The organism is Planococcus sp. CPCC 101016 (genome assembly GCF_007859295.1).
Classification (GTDB): Bacteria; Bacillota; Bacilli; order Bacillales_A; family Planococcaceae; genus Planococcus.
Genome location: NZ_VOHB01000002.1, coordinates 1,753,000 through 1,770,720, shown reverse-complemented (window position 1 = coordinate 1,770,720; position 17,721 = coordinate 1,753,000). Strand labels below are relative to the sequence as shown.

Annotated in this window: 16 protein-coding genes and 2 riboswitches; of the genes, 5 read left to right on the top strand and 11 right to left on the bottom strand. The window is 41.8% G+C overall.

Annotation, left to right across the window (positions count from 1 at the left end):
• Positions 1-15: 15 nt before the first annotated feature.
• From FQV26_RS08335 to FQV26_RS08290, 10 genes are all read right to left on the bottom strand, one after another.
• A complete protein-coding gene (locus tag FQV26_RS08335; protein ID WP_186759672.1) occupies positions 16-636 on the bottom strand; it encodes a YesL family protein in 621 nt (206 codons plus the stop codon).
• A gap of 33 nt (positions 637-669) precedes the next feature.
• Complete coding sequence (locus tag FQV26_RS08330) at positions 670-1,509, bottom strand: carbohydrate ABC transporter permease (RefSeq protein WP_146557027.1); 840 nt, start codon at positions 1,507-1,509, stop codon at positions 670-672.
• On the bottom strand, positions 1,510-2,463 hold the full coding sequence (locus FQV26_RS08325; RefSeq protein ID WP_146557026.1) for a carbohydrate ABC transporter permease: 954 nt from the start codon (positions 2,461-2,463) through the stop codon (positions 1,510-1,512).
• A gap of 115 nt (positions 2,464-2,578) precedes the next feature.
• Complete coding sequence (locus tag FQV26_RS08320; RefSeq protein WP_261384285.1) at positions 2,579-3,922, bottom strand: ABC transporter substrate-binding protein; 1,344 nt, start codon at positions 3,920-3,922, stop codon at positions 2,579-2,581.
• A 107-nt stretch (positions 3,923-4,029) separates the two neighbouring features.
• Positions 4,030-5,550 carry an arabinosylfuranosidase ArfA gene (gene arfA, locus FQV26_RS08315; protein ID WP_146557025.1) on the bottom strand — a complete coding sequence of 507 codons (1,521 nt, stop codon included), beginning with the start codon at positions 5,548-5,550 and terminating at the stop codon, positions 4,030-4,032.
• Between the two features lie 320 nt (positions 5,551-5,870).
• Entirely contained in the window at positions 5,871-6,998 is a 1,128-nt protein-coding gene (locus FQV26_RS08310) for a GntR family transcriptional regulator (protein ID WP_146557024.1), read from the bottom strand.
• 151 nt (positions 6,999-7,149) lie between these two features.
• Positions 7,150-8,634, bottom strand: a complete 1,485-nt coding sequence (gene araA, locus FQV26_RS08305) for an L-arabinose isomerase (protein WP_146557023.1) — start codon at positions 8,632-8,634, stop codon at positions 7,150-7,152.
• A 16-nt stretch (positions 8,635-8,650) separates the two neighbouring features.
• Complete coding sequence (locus FQV26_RS08300) at positions 8,651-10,339, bottom strand: ribulokinase (protein ID WP_146557022.1); 1,689 nt, start codon at positions 10,337-10,339, stop codon at positions 8,651-8,653.
• Positions 10,340-10,343: 4 nt separating this feature from the next.
• Positions 10,344-11,045 (bottom strand): L-ribulose-5-phosphate 4-epimerase, encoded by a 702-nt coding sequence (araD, locus tag FQV26_RS08295; protein ID WP_146557021.1) that lies wholly within the window; start codon positions 11,043-11,045, stop codon positions 10,344-10,346.
• Between the two features lie 197 nt (positions 11,046-11,242).
• Positions 11,243-12,094, bottom strand: coding sequence for a glycerophosphodiester phosphodiesterase (locus FQV26_RS08290; RefSeq protein ID WP_146557787.1), 852 nt, complete (start codon positions 12,092-12,094; stop codon positions 11,243-11,245).
• Between the two features lie 300 nt (positions 12,095-12,394).
• Positions 12,395-12,494: riboswitch (purine riboswitch) on the top strand.
• Between the two features lie 91 nt (positions 12,495-12,585).
• On the opposite strand from FQV26_RS08290, the gene FQV26_RS08285 reads away from it, so the two are divergent.
• Complete coding sequence (locus tag FQV26_RS08285) at positions 12,586-13,788, top strand: MFS transporter (RefSeq protein ID WP_146557020.1); 1,203 nt, start codon at positions 12,586-12,588, stop codon at positions 13,786-13,788.
• Between the two features lie 142 nt (positions 13,789-13,930).
• Here FQV26_RS08285 and FQV26_RS08280 read toward each other — a convergent pair whose 3' ends face one another.
• The gene (locus FQV26_RS08280) at positions 13,931-14,029 is read right to left on the bottom strand and encodes a VWA domain-containing protein (protein ID WP_261384283.1); all 99 of its coding nucleotides are present in this window, start codon (positions 14,027-14,029) and stop codon (positions 13,931-13,933) included.
• Between the two features lie 129 nt (positions 14,030-14,158).
• Positions 14,159-14,264, top strand: a riboswitch (TPP riboswitch).
• Positions 14,265-14,353: 89 nt separating this feature from the next.
• Here FQV26_RS08280 and FQV26_RS08275 point away from each other — a divergent pair.
• From FQV26_RS08275 to FQV26_RS08260, 4 genes are read left to right on the top strand one after another with little or no spacing between them, the layout of a single operon-like run.
• On the top strand, positions 14,354-14,944 hold the full coding sequence (locus tag FQV26_RS08275; RefSeq protein WP_146557018.1) for a YkoF family thiamine/hydroxymethylpyrimidine-binding protein: 591 nt from the start codon (positions 14,354-14,356) through the stop codon (positions 14,942-14,944).
• Between the two features lies 1 nt (position 14,945).
• Positions 14,946-15,527, top strand: coding sequence for an ECF transporter S component (locus FQV26_RS08270; protein WP_146557017.1), 582 nt, complete (start codon positions 14,946-14,948; stop codon positions 15,525-15,527).
• On the top strand, positions 15,520-16,950 hold the full coding sequence (locus tag FQV26_RS08265; protein ID WP_146557016.1) for an ABC transporter ATP-binding protein: 1,431 nt from the start codon (positions 15,520-15,522) through the stop codon (positions 16,948-16,950). Before FQV26_RS08270 ends, FQV26_RS08265 begins: the two co-directional genes overlap by 8 nt.
• The gene (locus FQV26_RS08260; RefSeq protein ID WP_146557015.1) at positions 16,931-17,686 is read left to right on the top strand and encodes an energy-coupling factor transporter transmembrane component T family protein; all 756 of its coding nucleotides are present in this window, start codon (positions 16,931-16,933) and stop codon (positions 17,684-17,686) included. The genes FQV26_RS08265 and FQV26_RS08260 overlap by 20 nt, the downstream gene beginning before the upstream one ends.
• Positions 17,687-17,721: the final 35 nt, after the last annotated feature.

Here is a 17,721-nt window from a genome sequence, read left to right as displayed (position 1 = left end):
AAAGAACAGGTGCAGTTATTGGACAGTTGCTTCCAATTTCTTTAAAACTTGAAGCGACAGCCAATACCAGATACACACAAACAAACTGATTGAGAAAAAAGGGAGAATTCCCGGATAAGTGAGCGTCAGGTAAATAATTGAAAACATCACTGTGTAGATGGCAATTGTATAATGGATTTTTACTAACCCGATGATCAAAGCGCTTTTCAGATGTTTCATCCAATGATTTTCAAATCGGATCAACAGAGGAAATGTCCAAGCGACGATAATGAGATAGAAAAAAGTGACGAAATAGAACCCGAAAATGGTTCCTATCCATACTCCTTCATCAGAGTCAGCAATAATCTTATAATTGAGAAATAAAACTGCTCCGACCAAAGAGAGTGTCCACCCGATTTTATTGGCATCTTTGAATACTTCTTTGTAATACTGTTTAAAGGATTGTCTTGTCGGAATATCTTCTTCTCCATCCAGCCATTTATGCATGACTCTTAATGCGGCAGCCGTTGCCGGAAATATGCCGAAGACGACTAGCCCGCGGGCTGTATAGAGAAACCAAAACAAATTTAAAACAACGAATTTAGTTATCCATTGAAGTATCGTATCTAGTGATGTAACGATTGCTTTACCATTCATGCTGCCACTCTCCATCAACTTAAAGATTTCCTTCTATCCCTTAACGCCGCCTACTGCCAATCCTGAAATAAAGAAACGTTGGAAATAGATAAACAAAACGACGATTGGAAGAATCGTCATAACAGATCCCGCAATCAATACATCGTAATTATTGCCGTATGGAGTCAGCAGCGTCGCGAGTCCAACAGGCAACGTAAACATACTATCCGATCTTAAAACCAAAAGCGGCCACAGGAAGTTATTCCAACTGTTCAAGCCTTGTAAAATTGCCATAGCAGCGAAGGAAGGCAGCATCAAAGGCATCATGATTTTAAAGAAGATACCGTATTCTGTAGTGCCATCCATTCGAGCAGCGTCCATCAATTCTTTCGGAAGGCCAAGTGCATATTGCCGGAAGAAAAACACTGCGATTGGAGCAACGATCAATGGAAGCATGACCGCAAAATACGTATCGATAAGCTGCAACGTGATCATCAGTTTGTACAATGGCAACATCAAAATTTCAAATGGCACCATGATGATGAATAACACGAGTGTGAAAATGAAGTTCTTTCCTTTAAAATCATACAAAGCCAATGCATATCCCACCATCGAGGAAAAGAAGAGGGATAAGAAAATCACAAGTGATGAAACAATCAAGCTGTTGGCGTACCACTGCCAGTAGGAATCGGCTTGAGTGAAAATAAAAATATAGTTGCTTAAGCTTAAATCACCGAGATCAAACGTTAAGCTCATTCCGCTCCGCATCAGATCGGATGATGGGCGAAAAGATGATACGATCAAACCGAACACCGGGAAAAGGGCTATAAAAGAGATAAAGACAAAACTTAAGTTAACGATCCATTTTAGGGCTTTATTTTTTTTCTTCTTCATCTATTCATCGCTCCTTTTAAAGGCTCCAGTAAGTATAAGTTGGATGAAGCTGACTGCGAAGATGATCAGCATCAATACAATTCCGATAGCTGCTCCAAAGCCCATGTCATTCTGTTGAATACCTTCTTGGTAGATATATCCGATTACTGAAAGGCCAATGTTCCCTGGTGAACTGGTCTCCCAGAAGACGAAGCTTTCTTCAAACATCCGGAAGCCGTTGATAATTGAAATGGTGACCACGAATATCGTAATCGGTTTCAAAAATGGCAATGTCACGTAGCGGAATTTCTTAAAGACATTGGCGCCGTCAATATCTGCCGATTCGTATAATTCTTTAGGTACACTTTGCAATGCTGCTAAGAAATACAGTACATTGACGCCCATCCAACGCCATGAAGCAAGGGTGACCATCAGGAACATCGCTGACCATGAGTTGTACCGCCAATCGATGGCTTCCAGGCCAAAAAATGTAACAACCTGATTCGCTACTGCTGTGTCAGATTCACCAAACATCATACGGAAAATTGTACCCGCGACAATGATTGAAGTTAGTGATGGAATGAATAACGATGCTCTGAAAATCGTTTTGAATCTCACTAATTTGGAATCTAAAAATACCGCTAACAGAATTGGAATTACCACCAAGATCACGACAGTAAAGATAACGTACAAAGTGGTATTTTTTAATGCTAGGAAAAACGTGGGGTTAAAAATGCGTTCATAATTGCTTAATCCGATAAACTCAACATTTCCCGGCAACACTCTCTGAAAACTCATGATGAATGCCTGGATTGTAGGGTAAAGAGTCAATATCAAAAAGGATATAATAAAAGGTGATATAAATACATAGGGTGCAACTTTTTTTGAATTTAAAAATGCCAGTTTGCTTGGCTTTTTATAAACTCTATCACTAGAAGCTTCTTCCAGCTTATTCGTTATAGGATCGTTTACCATTTTCAATCCTCCTTTTCTATACTCAACATCTTTTCACGCTCTGACTCAGTTACATAGAAAACCTACGACTGCCATACGAATATGACAGTCCAGGCTTCACTTGCCTTCGCTCTTATTAATCTGTCTGTTTGCTCTTGACTGCTTCTGCAGCTTCGGTCAAAGCTTCTTGAGGTGTTTTCTTCTGTTGAACCAATACATTGTACAAAACAGTGCTTTCTACTTCGTGCTGTGCACTGCTATAGTCCGGCGTGTAATAAATTGGTGCAATTTCTTCACGGATTTCTGAAAGCATATCGAAAATGCCATCATGGAAATAAGAATAGTATTTATTGTCCGCTTTCATTTCTTCATTATCCCAAACATCAAATCTTGGCGGATCGAATCCTAGCACTGTCCATAATTTCACGTTTGCTTCTTCAGTTAATTTAGTATATGCAAGAAATTCTTTCGCAAGATCAGGAGATTCACTCTGATTTGTAACTACAGTACCAGTACCGCCGATTCCAGCAGTTCTATTCCCGCCTTCTTCCCATACCGGAAGAGGTCTGATCTGCATTTTGCCTTCAAGGTCAGGCATATAATCGATGAATCTGCCCATATACCAGATTGGCATCATAAGAGATGCAGCTCCACCATTGTTCATAAATCCATAATATTCTTCCGCATGATGCTTACCGCCAGGCGCTGCTACTGCAATTTCATGTTTATAAATCATGTCTTGAACAAATTGCAAGGTTTCAACGTTCACTTCATTGTCCATGATAATTTCGCCATTTTCATCAAAATAATTGGAACCGCGTTGGCTGATCAAAGGGAAAAGAGTGAATTGTTCAGTCGTTTCAACAGTTGTCATTGATTTACCAGTTTTTTCTACTACTTGTTTACCAGCTTCTATATAATCATCCCAAGTTACGATAGAATCGATATCGACACCAGCTTCGTCCATAATTTCTTGGTTATAGTACATAACCGTCGCTCCTACATGATATGGAATGCCGTAATAATTGTCGTCTTTTGCATACAAGTCGAAACGTGCTTCAACATTTTTATCAAGTTCAGGTTCTACGTATTCATTCATGGCTTCTAATTGAACATCGCCTTTTAAGAAGTTGGAAAACTGTCTGATTTCAATATCAGCCAGATCCGGTGCCCCTGTTCCAGACTGCAAGGCCAAAGACAAATTATTGTGCATTTGATCAAATGGATAAGTCTGTGCATTCAGTTTGATTGGTTTATCAGGGTTTTCTTCATTCCACTGTTTTGCAGAATCTTCGAATAGATCCATGTGCTGCTCATTGAAAGTCCAGAAGCTCAATTCGGTTGCCCCTTCAATATCATCACCGACTGATACTGCTGCATCTGCTTCACCAGCACTGCTCGAAGCCGTGTCTCCGCCTCCACCGCAAGCCGCAAGCAACATTACGAAAATTAATAGCATAAACCCAGTTAGTTTCTTCAAAATAAATCCCCCTTGTCATTTGCTATTTTTGAACCTTCCCATTCACCTAACCCTATTAACGTCAAATATATAAAAGTTTTTACAAAGCCACCTCCTTTAGATTCTGTTTAATTTTGCAAATTCCTTTTCAAACGGATCACATTCCACGATGTCTTCGATAAATTCACTTCCAGCAATCCATCATTTAGAGTTGCGCTTCCTTTACTATGTGGTGAAACAGCTTGATGATTCGCTGTATTAACCGCTTTCAAATCGTCATTTTCAAGTACAATATGTTCAACCAGCGAGTAGCCTTCAAAACTTTTGACATTACAAGTGATAGGAATCGCTTCTTTCAAGTGCTTATTGACCATGAAAATCGTGACTTCTTCTACTTCTTCATTATACACCGCAGCGCAGTCAATATATGGTACATCAGTAAAATCTTTGCTGTCGTATTTCGGAGAATTTAGGATTGGCTGAAGTGAGATCCCTCTGCCGAATACCGATGTATGCATGTATGGATAAAAAATAGTTTGTTTCCACGATCTGCCGTTATTTTCTGTCATGATTGGCGCTATTACATTAACGAGCTGCGCAAGACATGCCATTTTGACTCTGTCTGCATGCTGCAAGAATGTAATCAACATGCTGCCCACCAACAAGGAATCCTCAAAGTTATAATGGTCTTCCAGTTGTGGAGGCGCGATCGTCCATGGCTCGATTTTCTGGTCACTTTCTTTGGAATGGTACCAGACGTTCCACTCGTCAAAACTTAAGTTCATTGTTTTTTTACTTCGTTTTTTTGCTTTAATATAATCACATGTCGAGATAACTGTATTGATAAAATAATCCATATCCATGTTCTTGGCTAAATAGTTACCAGGATCATTTGAATAGTTGCCATAGTATTGATGAAGCGAGATGTAATCCACTTCTTCATAAGTATGATCTAAGGTAGTCGCTTCGTATTCCGGAAAAGTTGGCATATCTGAATTTGAACTGCCGCATGCTACCAACTCGATTGATGGATCAACAAGACGCATGGCTTTGGCCGTTTCTTTGGCTAGTCTTCCATACTCATGGGCGGTTTTTTGCCCTACTTGCCAAGGTCCATCCATTTCATTTCCTAAACACCAAGTTTTAATATTATGAGGAGCTTCATAACCATGCGACTTTCTTAAATCACTCCAATATGTACCGCCGGGATGATTGGTATATTCGATCAGATTTCTCGCTGCATCAATTCCGCGTGTTCCCAAATTAACCGCCATCATGACTTCCGAATTGGTTTTTTTAGCCCAATCAGCAAATTCATTGGTTCCCATTTCATTGGTTTCAATTGTCCGCCAAGCTAACTCTAAACGGCGCGGACGGCTTTCCAATGGTCCTACACCATCTTCCCAGTTGTAAGAAGACAACATATTTCCTCCAGGATATCTGACGATCGGAACATTCAGCTCTTTGACTAATTCAATGACATCCTTACGGAAACCTTGCTCATCAGCCAGTGGATGCCCTGGTTCATAAATCCCTCCATAGACTGCTCTTCCCAGGTGTTCAATAAACGATCCATAAATACGTTCATCCACTTTTGCAATCTGTTGGTTCTTATCTAAAATTACGCTTGCCTTTAACGCTTCTGGCATTCTTATCTCTCCCTTTCGATTCCAATAGATTTATTACTACATCTAACAGATCATGCAACTGGATATAGATAGCGCTTTCATTTAATATAAAAAATTAAGTGAAGCGCCGCGCCTCCCCAACACGTTCGTATATCATGAACAAATAATTCATCTTGTACGTACAATTAACTATAATACGAAACAGAAGTTTTTGCAACGAAATTTTCAGATTATTTATAATAAATTTTTTAAAGAAGCATTTCTTTTTTGATGGTGGCCACCAGAAAAGAAATGTCTTTAGAACTTTTCAAGAAAACCAATGATGGACTGCATTTAATAATTTATACGGTTTCCAAAGAAGGTATTTTCTTTGTTGAACTTCTAATAATCAGTTCTGGATTATAAATCATTGAACTTGCATTGTAATTGTTGCTATTATCATTTTTCGAATTGATCAGCGCAATAATAGCGTTGGCTGCTAGTTCCCCCATTTCACTTTTCGGATGGGAAATCGAAGTCAATTTCACTTCTGATACTTCTGCCAGCATCGAATCGTCATGCCCCACAATTGAAATATCCTCTGGTACTTTACAGTTTTTTGTGCGCAATAATTCCAGCAGCGCCATCGCAAGTTCGTCATTGTAGCAAACTAAACCCGTAATTGAATCGCTGCTCGAAACCAGCAGGTTCTCCAGCTCTTCTACAGGTTTTTTATATTTTTCTTCAGTAGTATAGGTAATGATATATGACTGCCGGATCGGAATGTTATTTTGGCGATGAGCTTTTAAAAACCCTTTCATCCGCTTAATCCCTTGTCTATCATCAGTTTTGAAACAACCTACAATATTCTTATGGCCAAGACTAATCAAATGTTCCGTCTGCAAAAAACCGGCTTTCTCATCATCCATCACAATACTTACTGGTTCTAATTCGTCATAATAGGCGTTGATCATGATATACGGAATATCAAGTTGTTCCAACTTCAAATAATAAGAAATATTGGGATTGGAAGATCCACTTTTCGTCGGCTCGACAATTACCCCATCAAACTGCTGAGAAAGTATTTTTTCCAAAATTCCCTGTTCCATGTCATGGTTGTTATTGGTGCTGAATATACTGACTTGGTAGCCTTCTTCGCTGAGTACTGACTCTGCTCCTCTAATAATCGATGGAAAAATATAATCGGACAGATATGTGGTGACGATGGCAATGCTTTTCTGAGGATTTGGGCTTGTAATCTGATAGCTGATATTGGAGCTTCTGTCTGCACAAAACGTTCCTGAGCCTTGCTCCCGATAAAGCCATCCTGCTGTCACTAAATCACCAATTGCCAGTCTGACCGTATGACGGCTAACACCAAACTCTTTCATTAACTCACTTTCTGAACTGATTTTTTGGTTGGGGATATAAATTCCATCGAGGATGCGGGATTTGACCGCCCGTTTAACCCTATTGTACTTAGTCGTCATCTAATCACCTCTTTTCGGAAAAGCATGTCTGTTTTATAAACATGTTCGTATATGTTAACCCGGCATATTTATTTTCAAAATAAAAGTAGTCATCATTTGATAGATAAAGACTTGCCGCTTAGCAAACGGCAAGTCTTTATAAGCGGTGTTCTTATTGCCAAATGACCTGGCCCAGTTTCAATTCATTTCTTAACTGTCTAACAGACGTATTTTGATCAATAATAATGCATTCAATACCCGTCATGTTTGCAAATTCATATAGTTGATCAGTTGTAACTTCAAGCGAGAAAACACTATGATGGGCACCACCAGCATAAATCCATGCTTCAGTCGCTCCACTTAATGAAGGCTCAGGTTTCCACAATACTTTTGCAACCGGTAAGTTTGGCGTTTCTTCTGTTGGCTGCTCTGCTTGTACTTCATTGATGACCAAGCGGTATCTGCCTCTCAATTCCACTAACGAAGCAACTACTGCTTTCCCTCCCTGTCCATCAAATACAAGTCGAGCCGGATCTTCTTTTCCGCCAATACCAAGCGGTTGAACAATAATCTTTGGCTTAGTTGCAGAAATGCTTGGACAGATTTCAAGCATATGAGAGCCTAATATCATTTCATTTCCTGGTTCTAAATGATATGTATAGTCCTCCATAAAGGATGTTCCTTCATTTCTTGAAATGATTTTCATCATACGCAATAATGCTGCTGTCTTCCAGTCACCTTCACCAGCAAAGCCGTATCCTTGTGCCATCAGACGCTGGGCAGCCAAGCCTGGAAGCTGTTTCATGCCATGGAGATCTTCAAAATTCGTTGTGAAAGCATTGTAATTCCGCTCAGAAAGGAATTTCTTCAATCCCAATTCAATGCGCGCCTGTTCTAAGATAGATTCTCTGATCGCACCTGGTTCTGCAGCTTCTGAAGGAAGATCGTACAAGCTTTCATACTCGCTATACAAATTATTGAGTTCTTCCTCAGTGACTTTATTCATTTCTTCTACTAAATCACCAATACCGTAATAATCCACTGTCCAACCGAATTTGATCTGTGCTTCTACTTTATTGCCATCGGTTACTGCCACATTCCGCATATTGTCACCGAAACGGGCAACTCTAATATTAACTCCTTCTGTAACTGCTACGGAAGTGTTCATCCAGCTGCCAATATCTTTAACAACTTCGTCCTTCTCCCAATGGCCAACGACTACTTTTCGGGCTATGTCCATTCTTGTAGCAATAAATCCATATTCGCGATCACCGTGAGCAGATTGATTCAAATTCATAAAATCCATATCAATTTCCTGCCAAGGGATATCACGGTTAAACTGTGTACCAAAATGAAGCAATGGTTTTTGAAGCGATGCAAGTCCCGAAATCCACATTTTAGCGGGAGAGAACGTATGCATCCATGTAATAATTCCTGCACAATTTTCATCACTATTTGCTTCCAAAATAACTTTTCTTATATCGTTTGCATTCGTCAGAACAGATTTAAAAACAATTTTATATGGAATATTGTCGTTTTTATCCAACCCTTCAGCAATAAGCTTCGAGTTATTTTCTACTTCATCGAGTGCTTCTTTGCCATATAGATGTTGACTTCCCGTTAAAAACCAAAACTCATAATCTTTCACTTTCAGCATGTAACTTCCCCCTTATTTAAACTAATGCATTTTCCTTTTTTGCAACATAGCGAATGGCACGCAGCCTTTTCATGAGATCGTTTTCACCGCGTCCAAAATAATCATGGAGGACGGAATACTCTTGATAGAGGCTTTCGTAAACAGCAACATTTTCTGGGATTGGCGTGATGTATTTGTCTTTTATTCTGGCCATTTTATTGGTTGCTTCAAGAATCGAATCAAATCCGCCATTTGCTGAACCTGCCGCAAGAGCTCCAAACATTGCGGCTCCCAAAGCCGGTGTTTGGTACGAGTCGGCGATTTTAATCACTCGATTCGTGACATCGGCATAAATTTGCATCAATAACTGATTTTTATGCGGCAGACCGCCGCAAACATATATTTCATTAACTTCCAAGCCGTTTTCTGTGAAAGCGTCGACAATTTTACGCGTACCGAATGCCGTTGCTTCAAGCAAAGCCCGGTAAATCTCTTCGGGTTTTGTTTTTAAAGACATTCCTACAATAAGACCGCTCAAATCCGTATCAACCAAGACAGATCGGTTGCCGTTCCACCAGTCGAGTGCCAATAATCCTGTTTCACCAGGTGCATAAGCTGCCGCTTTCTTCTCCAGCAATTGATGCTTGTTTAATCCTGCTTCAACCGCTTCGGCTTCAACGGAAGCGGATACCGCGTTATCTACAAACCAGGCAAAAAGATCGCCCACTGCCGGCTGTCCTGCTTCATATCCGTACAAGCCTGGAATGATGCCGTCTTCTACCACCCCGCACATGCCTTCTACTTCGACTTCCTTATCACCTAAAAGTAAAGAACAGATGGAAGTTCCCATGGTCATTACTAATTTTCCCGGCTCTGTAACGCCCATTGCCGGAACTGAGACATGCGCATCGACATTTCCTACCGCTACCGCTATACCTGCTTTTAGTCCAGTTGCTTGTGCCATGGATTCCGTAAGCTCCCCGGCTTTTGTGCCAATCGGGACCACTTCTCCGCGAAGTTTTGTTTCAACCAAGTTTTCTAAACGAGGATCCAGCGCTTTGAAAAAATCTTTACTCGGATAGCCGTCTTTTTTATGCCAAATAGACTTGTATCCTGCTGTACAGCTGTTGCGGATCAGGTTTCCTGTCAATTGCGAAGTTACCCAATCTGTTGCTTCCACAAAACGGTCGGTCTTGTCATAAATATCAGGGGCCTCGTTTAAGATCTGCCAGATTTTAGCGATCATCCATTCCGAAGAAATTTTTCCGCCATAACGGGAAAGAAAAATTTCTCCTCTTTTTTCAGCTATTTCATTTAATTGGTTTGCTTCCGCTTGCGCTGCATGATGCTTCCACAGTTTTACCCAACTGTGAGGATTGTCTTTTAGTTCGGGATGATCGGACAAAGGTTCTCCTTCAGTATCAATAGGCAGCATTGTACAAGCAGTAAAGTCGATTCCAAGTCCAATAACTAGTTCAGCGTCTACTCCAGACTTTTTCAATACTTCGGGAATCGAAATCTTTAATACTTCTATATAATCTTGTGGATGCTGCAATGCCCATTCATCTTCCAATGGAATTCTTGTATCCGGTAATAACTTATCTATTACGCCATGGCGGTAAGGCGTTACGTGGTCAGCAATTTCCTTGCCATTTTCCAACGAAACCAGAACAGCGCGACCAGATTCTGTACCGTAATCTACTCCAATTGCATAATTTTTATTCATCCTATTAACCCCCTATTGTCGTTTGGCCATAATATGCTGCTGCCCCGTGCTTTCTTAAATAATGCTTGTCCAAAAGGACTTGATCCATGCTGGTTACATCCGGATTCAACTGGTAAGTCCGCAACGCCATTTTCGCCACTTCTTCCAGTACGACGGCGTTATGGACTGCTTCATCCGGGCTTTTCCCCCATGAAAAAGGGGCGTGGCTATGTACAAAGACACTTGGAATCTCATTGGGGTTTACATCTTTGAAAGTCTCAATGATCACTTTTCCAGTTTCAAGTTCATAGGCCCCGTTAATTTCCTCTTCAGACATCGCTCGGGTACATGGAATAGTTCCGTAAAAATAATCTGCATGTGTAGTGCCAAGAGCCGGTAAACTTCTGCCTGATTGTGCCCAACTTGTAGAGCAAGGTGCATGGGTATGAACCACCCCGCCTATTTCTGGAAAATTCTGATATAAGTATAGATGCGTAGGAGTATCCGATGAAGGCTTGAGATTTCCTTCCACAATGTTGCCTGCTAAATCAACTACTACCATATCTTCAACTGTCATTTCTTCGTATGAGACACCGCTTGGTTTAATGACCACAAGACCTTCTTCCCGACTGATACCGCTTACATTCCCCCAAGTAAAAGTTACTAAATTATGTTTAGGCAAGGCTAAGTTTGCATCGAGTACTTGTTGCTTTAGATCTTTCAACATTTTCAACATCCCCCTCAATATATACGTACATGTTTGTTATTTACTTAATATTAACCTAAGATGTACGTATAATCAATAATATATTTATATTTTCAGAAAATATTTTCTAAAATTGCTAAAATTAAATTTTGCGAACGCAAATCAAACAGGCAGAGAATTCGATCAAGAATTCTCTGCCTGTCATGTTTGGTATAAAATTATTTGTTCTTTACAGGATGGTAATAGACATGCTCCGGAAAATCTGTGATGATCCCATCTACATTCAAAGCAAATAGCCGCAGCGCCTGTTCTTGTGATCGAGATGTGTAGGGGAAAATTTCCATTCCAGCTTCATGAACATCGTTAACCAGTTCATCTGTCACAATGCTCATCGTTGGATTGAAATAATCAGCATAGGTTGAAAATTGAGCTAATTGTTCTTCCGTTACATTTGCCCAACTTCCTCCTGTTAGAACCCCGTGAGAAAGATTGGGTAAGAGTTCTTTCGATTTTTTCATGGACTCGTGGTTAAAAGATTGAATGATGATTTTATTGTTATTTGGCTTGCTCATATTCCTTTCAATTAAAGCATCCGCAATTTCCGCTTCCATCCCCGGGTAAAGTTCAGGTGATTTCAATTCTATCAAGATGCCGACTTTGCCGCGAAACGCATCCAATACTTCCTCAAATGTAGGAACACTTTCGCCTGCAAAATCTTTACTAAACCAGCTGCCAGCATCCAATTGCTTAATTTCCTGTAATGTTAAATCGCCCACTTTGCCTGTTCCATCCGTTGTGCGGTTTACAGTGGTGTCGTGGATGACGACAAGCTCGCCATCTTTTGTCATTTGGACATCGATTTCAATATAGTCCGATTTCATTTCAAATCCTTTTTGGAAAGCCTCCATCGTATTCTCCGGTGCATGTCCCGAAGCTCCACGGTGTGCGATGTTTACCATTTTTTGCTGATCCTGTTTTGATATCGCGATGCTTGCTTCTCCCTGTCCAGCAGCAAATGCAGATCCTGTAAATGTTGTCATTGCAAGACTCGCTGCCAAAATAACCATCATCCGTTTCAAATAACCACTCCTTATGTTTTTGATAACTTAAGCATAAATGGTGAATATAAGGCAGGTATTAATAGCGTATTAAGAAAATGTAAATTAAAGGAACTATTTTATTGCAATTAACTTAAAATTCCATTTAATTATTTTAGTAATTCCAACTGAATTTAACATAAAGTAGACCCTTTCATAATTCAAAAGTCGAACAATATTTTTTTCAAAATCATTCAAAGATAATTTAGACAGCATCTATTTCCATTTAGCTTTACGTACTTGCAGAATCCAAATCAATATAGTAGAATTCCATAGTAATTACTCATATGCATCTGTATAACCTTAAGAATATGGCTTAAGGGTCTCTACCAGGAACCATAAAATCCTGATTACAGAAAACGATCTGTTCGTTTTTTGTAATCAGGATTTTTTTGTGTTTTCTGACAGAGATCTTTATGGCCATTTTTTTATTACTTTACTCAGGAAAGGAAGCGTACACGCTCATGAATTTAAAAGTATATATTTTAGCACTGTCCACAGTTGCCGTTGGTCTTGTGGAACTTATTGTCGGCGGCATTTTGCCGACAATCGCCGAGGAATTTGATGTCTCCCTAAGCTCAGCGGGTCAGCTGATCACGTTGTTTGCTATCATCTATGCTATTTCCGGTCCTGTGTTGCTCGTCGCAACCAGCAACTACGACCGCAAAAAAGTGTATTTGATCGCCTTAGCTATTTTCTTTTTTGGAAACATTTTAACTTTCTTCAGCCCAGACTATACGTGGATGATGATCGCCCGTGTCATTACCGCCGCCAGCACGGCACTTATTGTAGTTTTGTCATTGACCATCGCTGCAAAAATTGTTGCCCCGCCATACCGGGCAAAAGCAATTGGACTTATCTTTATGGGAATCAGTTCATCTCTGGTCCTTGGTGTACCGCTTGGGATTCTCATATCAGAAGCATTCGGATGGCGTGTTATTTTTCTTGGCATCGCTGCTTTATCTGTTGGCTCAATGGCTCTTATCGCGCTTTACATCCAGCCGATTCCCGGCGGTGCAGCTGTTCCGCTTAAGCAGCAGTTAAAAGCAGTAGCGAGTGCTAAAATCGGCACCGCTCATCTTGCGACAATGTTTATGCTCGCTGGCCATTATACAGTCTATGCCTACTTTACTCCTTTTCTGGAAACGAACCTTCAGCTAAATTCATACTGGGTCAGCATCTGCTACCTAATTTTTGGAATCGCCGCAGTCAGCGGAGGTGCGATTGGGGGAGCCATGTCTGATTCGATTGGCTCGAAAAAAAGCATTGTCATCGTCATTTCAGCATTTGCAGCAGTGTTGGCACTGTTGCCATTGACAACTTTTTCAATGATTATATTCCTTCCGGTGATGGTCATTTGGGCAGCACTGAGCTGGAGCCTCGCCCCGCCTCAGCAAAGCTACCTGATTGAAACTGATCCGGCTACATCTGACATTCAGCAAAGTTTTAATAATTCTGCCCTGCAAGTGGGCATCGCGCTCGGTTCTGCAATCGGCGGCATCACCTTGGCCCAAACCGGTTCTGTCTCGAACACAGCATGGGTTGGCGCTGTTATCGTGCTCATTGCTCTTGGCTGCGCAGTATTCTCTTTAACGCGTCATGCAATTGACCGAAATTCCGCACAAATTGATAAACAGAAGTTCAATGCCGGTTACGAACAAAATTAACGTAGACTGCTAAAATCCCCAATGAAATCCATTGATTTCATTAGGGATTTTAATAATTCTTCTTTCATTTACTTATCTCCGAAAAAATAAAGTACAGAAGAGTTTTTCGTTTCTTGCGTAAAACCCCTTTTTCCTTTGCTTCCTACAACCACTCAGGAAATTCATTCAGCATTTGATTGTACAGTTCTTTACCACTCACTTGATCAATGTCCGGGACACGGAAAAGGTTCGCGTTGTCCACAAAGCGTCTCGAGTACCTCAACTTCAATTACTATTGCATGTATCTTTTCAAAACCCCCTTTACATTCACCCCCACTTCCTCTACACTAAACCCATCGGGAACAACCCGAACACAAAAACCGCATACCGTTTTCTGCACTAGGGGTGCCCATTATGGCTGAGATGCAAGCGCAAGCTTCGATCCCTTATAACTCGATCAGGATAATACCTGCGTGAGGAAGTGCGGCGCATTTCTGAAATAATTCTTTTTAAATTATTTGTAGAGTATGGCTGCATCTTCGCGGATGCGGTCTTTTTTGTGCAAATTTTTAGGAGGAATGCTGATATGGAACCACTGCAATGCGGGACCAGCCCAATTGTCGGATTTCGCTTTTCGCTGCATCCGATGACCGGCGATTTCATTAAAGTAATAAAAGGAGCATTGAACGAGACGAACACCTCGAACGTTTGGATGCATACCGACGACGTCTCAACCGTCATACGCGGAAAACAGAATCACGTATTCAACGTCGCTAAAGCTCTGACGCTGCATGCGGCAAAGACTGGAGAGCATGTCGCATTATCCGGCACCTTTTCCATCGGCTGCCCCGGTGACTCTTCTGGTGACGTCTACTTGGATAAAGATGACATCCTGCTAAACACGGATAATACGGAACAATACGTTTCTTCCCAGTTTGCCCTTTATCCGATGAACAATCCGGATTACATGGCCGTCATCTACAAGGAAGTGGATCGTGCAAAAAAACAGGGTGTCTTTAACGATTCGATGCATTACGCCAGCGGCATCCACGGCGATATCCACGATGTATTCGCTTTTTACGAAGAAGCATTCACCAATGCTCGCTCCGAGGAACATCGTCATTTGGTGATGACCGTATCAATGAGCATCAACAGCCCTTCCCATGGGGGGGCTTAATATGTTGAAATCATGGAAGCTGAAAGAAGTCGTATTGATGTCGCTGTTTGCCGTAGTCTTCGGCATCGTTTATTTGCTGTTTGTCCATGCTGCCAACATCTGGGCTGCAGTCATTGGGCCGCTCGCCTATGAATGGATGTTCGGTATCTGGTTTATCGTGTCAATTATCTGTATGTATATTATCCGTAAGCCTGGCGCTGCTTTTATGTCCGAAACCATGGCAGCGGCGATTGAAGTATTGATTGGCAATGCCATGGGTCCCCGGCTGATTCTTTCCGGTGTTATTCAGGGACTTGGCGCTGAAGCCGCATTCGCGTTGACTGGCTATAAGCACTTCAATATACTGGTGCTCATGCTTGCTGGTATCGGTTCCGCTGTTTTTAGCTTCATCTACGGTTACTTCATTTCAGGTTATGCAGCGCTGGATCCGTCTTTTGTCGCTTTGATGTTCACAATTCGTGTGCTCAGCGGTGCCATCATTGCAGGTATTGGCGGCAAGTATATTGGTGATGCACTGCTTGCGACAGGCTCGCTTCGCGGTTATGCGATTGCGCGGGCGAAAAAAGGTGATGTGAATGCCTGAAGAAATTTTTCATCTGAAGAATTTGTCGTTTCAATTTCCTGAAGATGAATTGAAGACCTTGAATGGAATTTCACTGAAGGTTCATCGGGGCGAACGCGTGGTTTTAACCGGTCCGAGCGGCTGCGGCAAAAGTACGTTGCTCTACTTACTGAATCGGCTGTATCCATTGAACTGTGACGGCATTGTCGAAGGTGAACTTTCTTTGTTCGAAAAACTGGCTGATGAATACGAAGCCGGTGAAATCAATCATCGAATTGCAACTGTGTTTCAAGATCCTGATTCGCAATTTTGTATGCCTACAGTTGAAGAAGAATTGGCGTTTACATTGGAAAACCTTCGCGTACCTCTTGACGAAATGGAACCGCGCATTCTAGAAGCATTGCAGCTTACCGGATTGACGAAATTGCGCAATACTGTCATTCAGTCTTTATCCGGTGGAATGAAACAGCGTGTGGCTACAGCCTGTGCCCTAATTATGAATCCAGAAGTTTTATTGCTGGATGAGCCATTATCTCATTTGGACCCTTACACGGCAGAACAATTTGTTACTTGGCTTACAGCTTTGCAACAGCAGTCGAATCTTACCATCATCGCAGTGGAACATCGTTTGGAACTTTGGAAATCGTTTTTTGAACGCGAAATACAACTGGACTTAAACGGACAATTAGCAGCCGATCGGCAATTCACATCAAAACATGCAGTTTCATTTCCAGAACGGCAGAATGCTATCCAACAGACAAAAGCTTTAAAAGTCGCACAGCTATCAGTTGTCATCAAAGACAAACACTTGCTTGCCCCGCTTTCTTTTTCCGTCAACCGTGGAGAAATTGTGGTAATCGCCGGTCCAAACGGCAGCGGAAAGTCGACCTTGATGAAGTCATTATGCGGCATTTACAAACGGACGACCGGTACTGTCGATTCGGAAGGTCTGGGCTATGTACCTCAGTCTCCTGAGTATCTGTTCCTGACGCAGCAAGTTGAGAAAGAAGTAGCCTATTCCAATGCTTCTAATCAAATTCAACTCGATGAATTGATGGAAAGTCTGCGGCTTGTAGAGATAAAGGATGCGCACCCATTCTCCATTAGCCATGGCCAAAAGCGCCGGGTGGCGATTGGCGCCATGCTAGCCGATAAACGGCCAGTTCTGTTGATGGATGAGCCAACTTCCGGGCAAGACGCCGCTGCGCTTTTGGAACTGTTTGAGTTGATTGACCAGCGCTCTAAAGAAGGCACTACATTTTTAATAATCACCCATGATATGCAGTTTGCTGCAAGCCTGGCTGATTCAGTATTATTGGTCAAAGAAGGAGAGATGACCGGCAAGTTCGCAGCTAAAGAGGTCTGGGACAATGCGGAGCTGATGGAAGCTCATCATCTGCTGTCGCCGAAAGGAGTGGCCCCTCTTGCGGAATCTTTTGCATGACATGAATCCGTCCGTCAAGTTTATCCTGATTACCTTATCTATGCTGGCCATTGCATTCTTTTTCAATCCCTGGACCCCTTTTCTGTTCTGGGTGAGCATCATCTTGCTTCAGCTGACGATGAGCCGTACAAAATGGAAGCTATGGCTATTATTTATGCTGCCCTTCTCGATTGGTGCCTTCGGTTATTTATGGACAACCGTTGTCTTTGGCGCAGATACTGGCGGAACAGTCATTTGGTCATTTGCAGGATTAGATGTAACCGATGAACAATGGGCCCGCGCCTTATCGCTCGCTTTCCGTGTCATGGCGTTTTCTACCTTGTCTCTGCTCTTTGCCTTTACAACCGATCCCGTGAAATTCATCTTAAGCCTCATGCAGCAGTTGAAACTATCTCCAAAGTTGGCATATGGCGTCATGGTCGGCTATCAGTTCCTGCCGGTTATGAAAGATGAATTTATACAAATACAGCAAGCACAGCGGCTGCGTGGTGCCAAAATGCAAAAGCACAGTTGGCAGCGGCTCCTCTCTATGCGCCAGGTATTGATCCCCATGCTTGCAGGCGCTGTAAGAAAGGCAGAACGTTCGGCATTCGCTATGGAAGCGCGGGGCTTCACTGGAGAACCGAGAAGCGCTTTTTATCGGCCAATCCGCATAGGTCGCATAGACATACTGATGTCTGGAGTCTTTCTGGTCATCTTGTTTGTAAGTTGCGCAGGAGGCAGTTGGTTGAGTTGAAAACATGGTAAGATATGCTAAATAGATTTTACTGG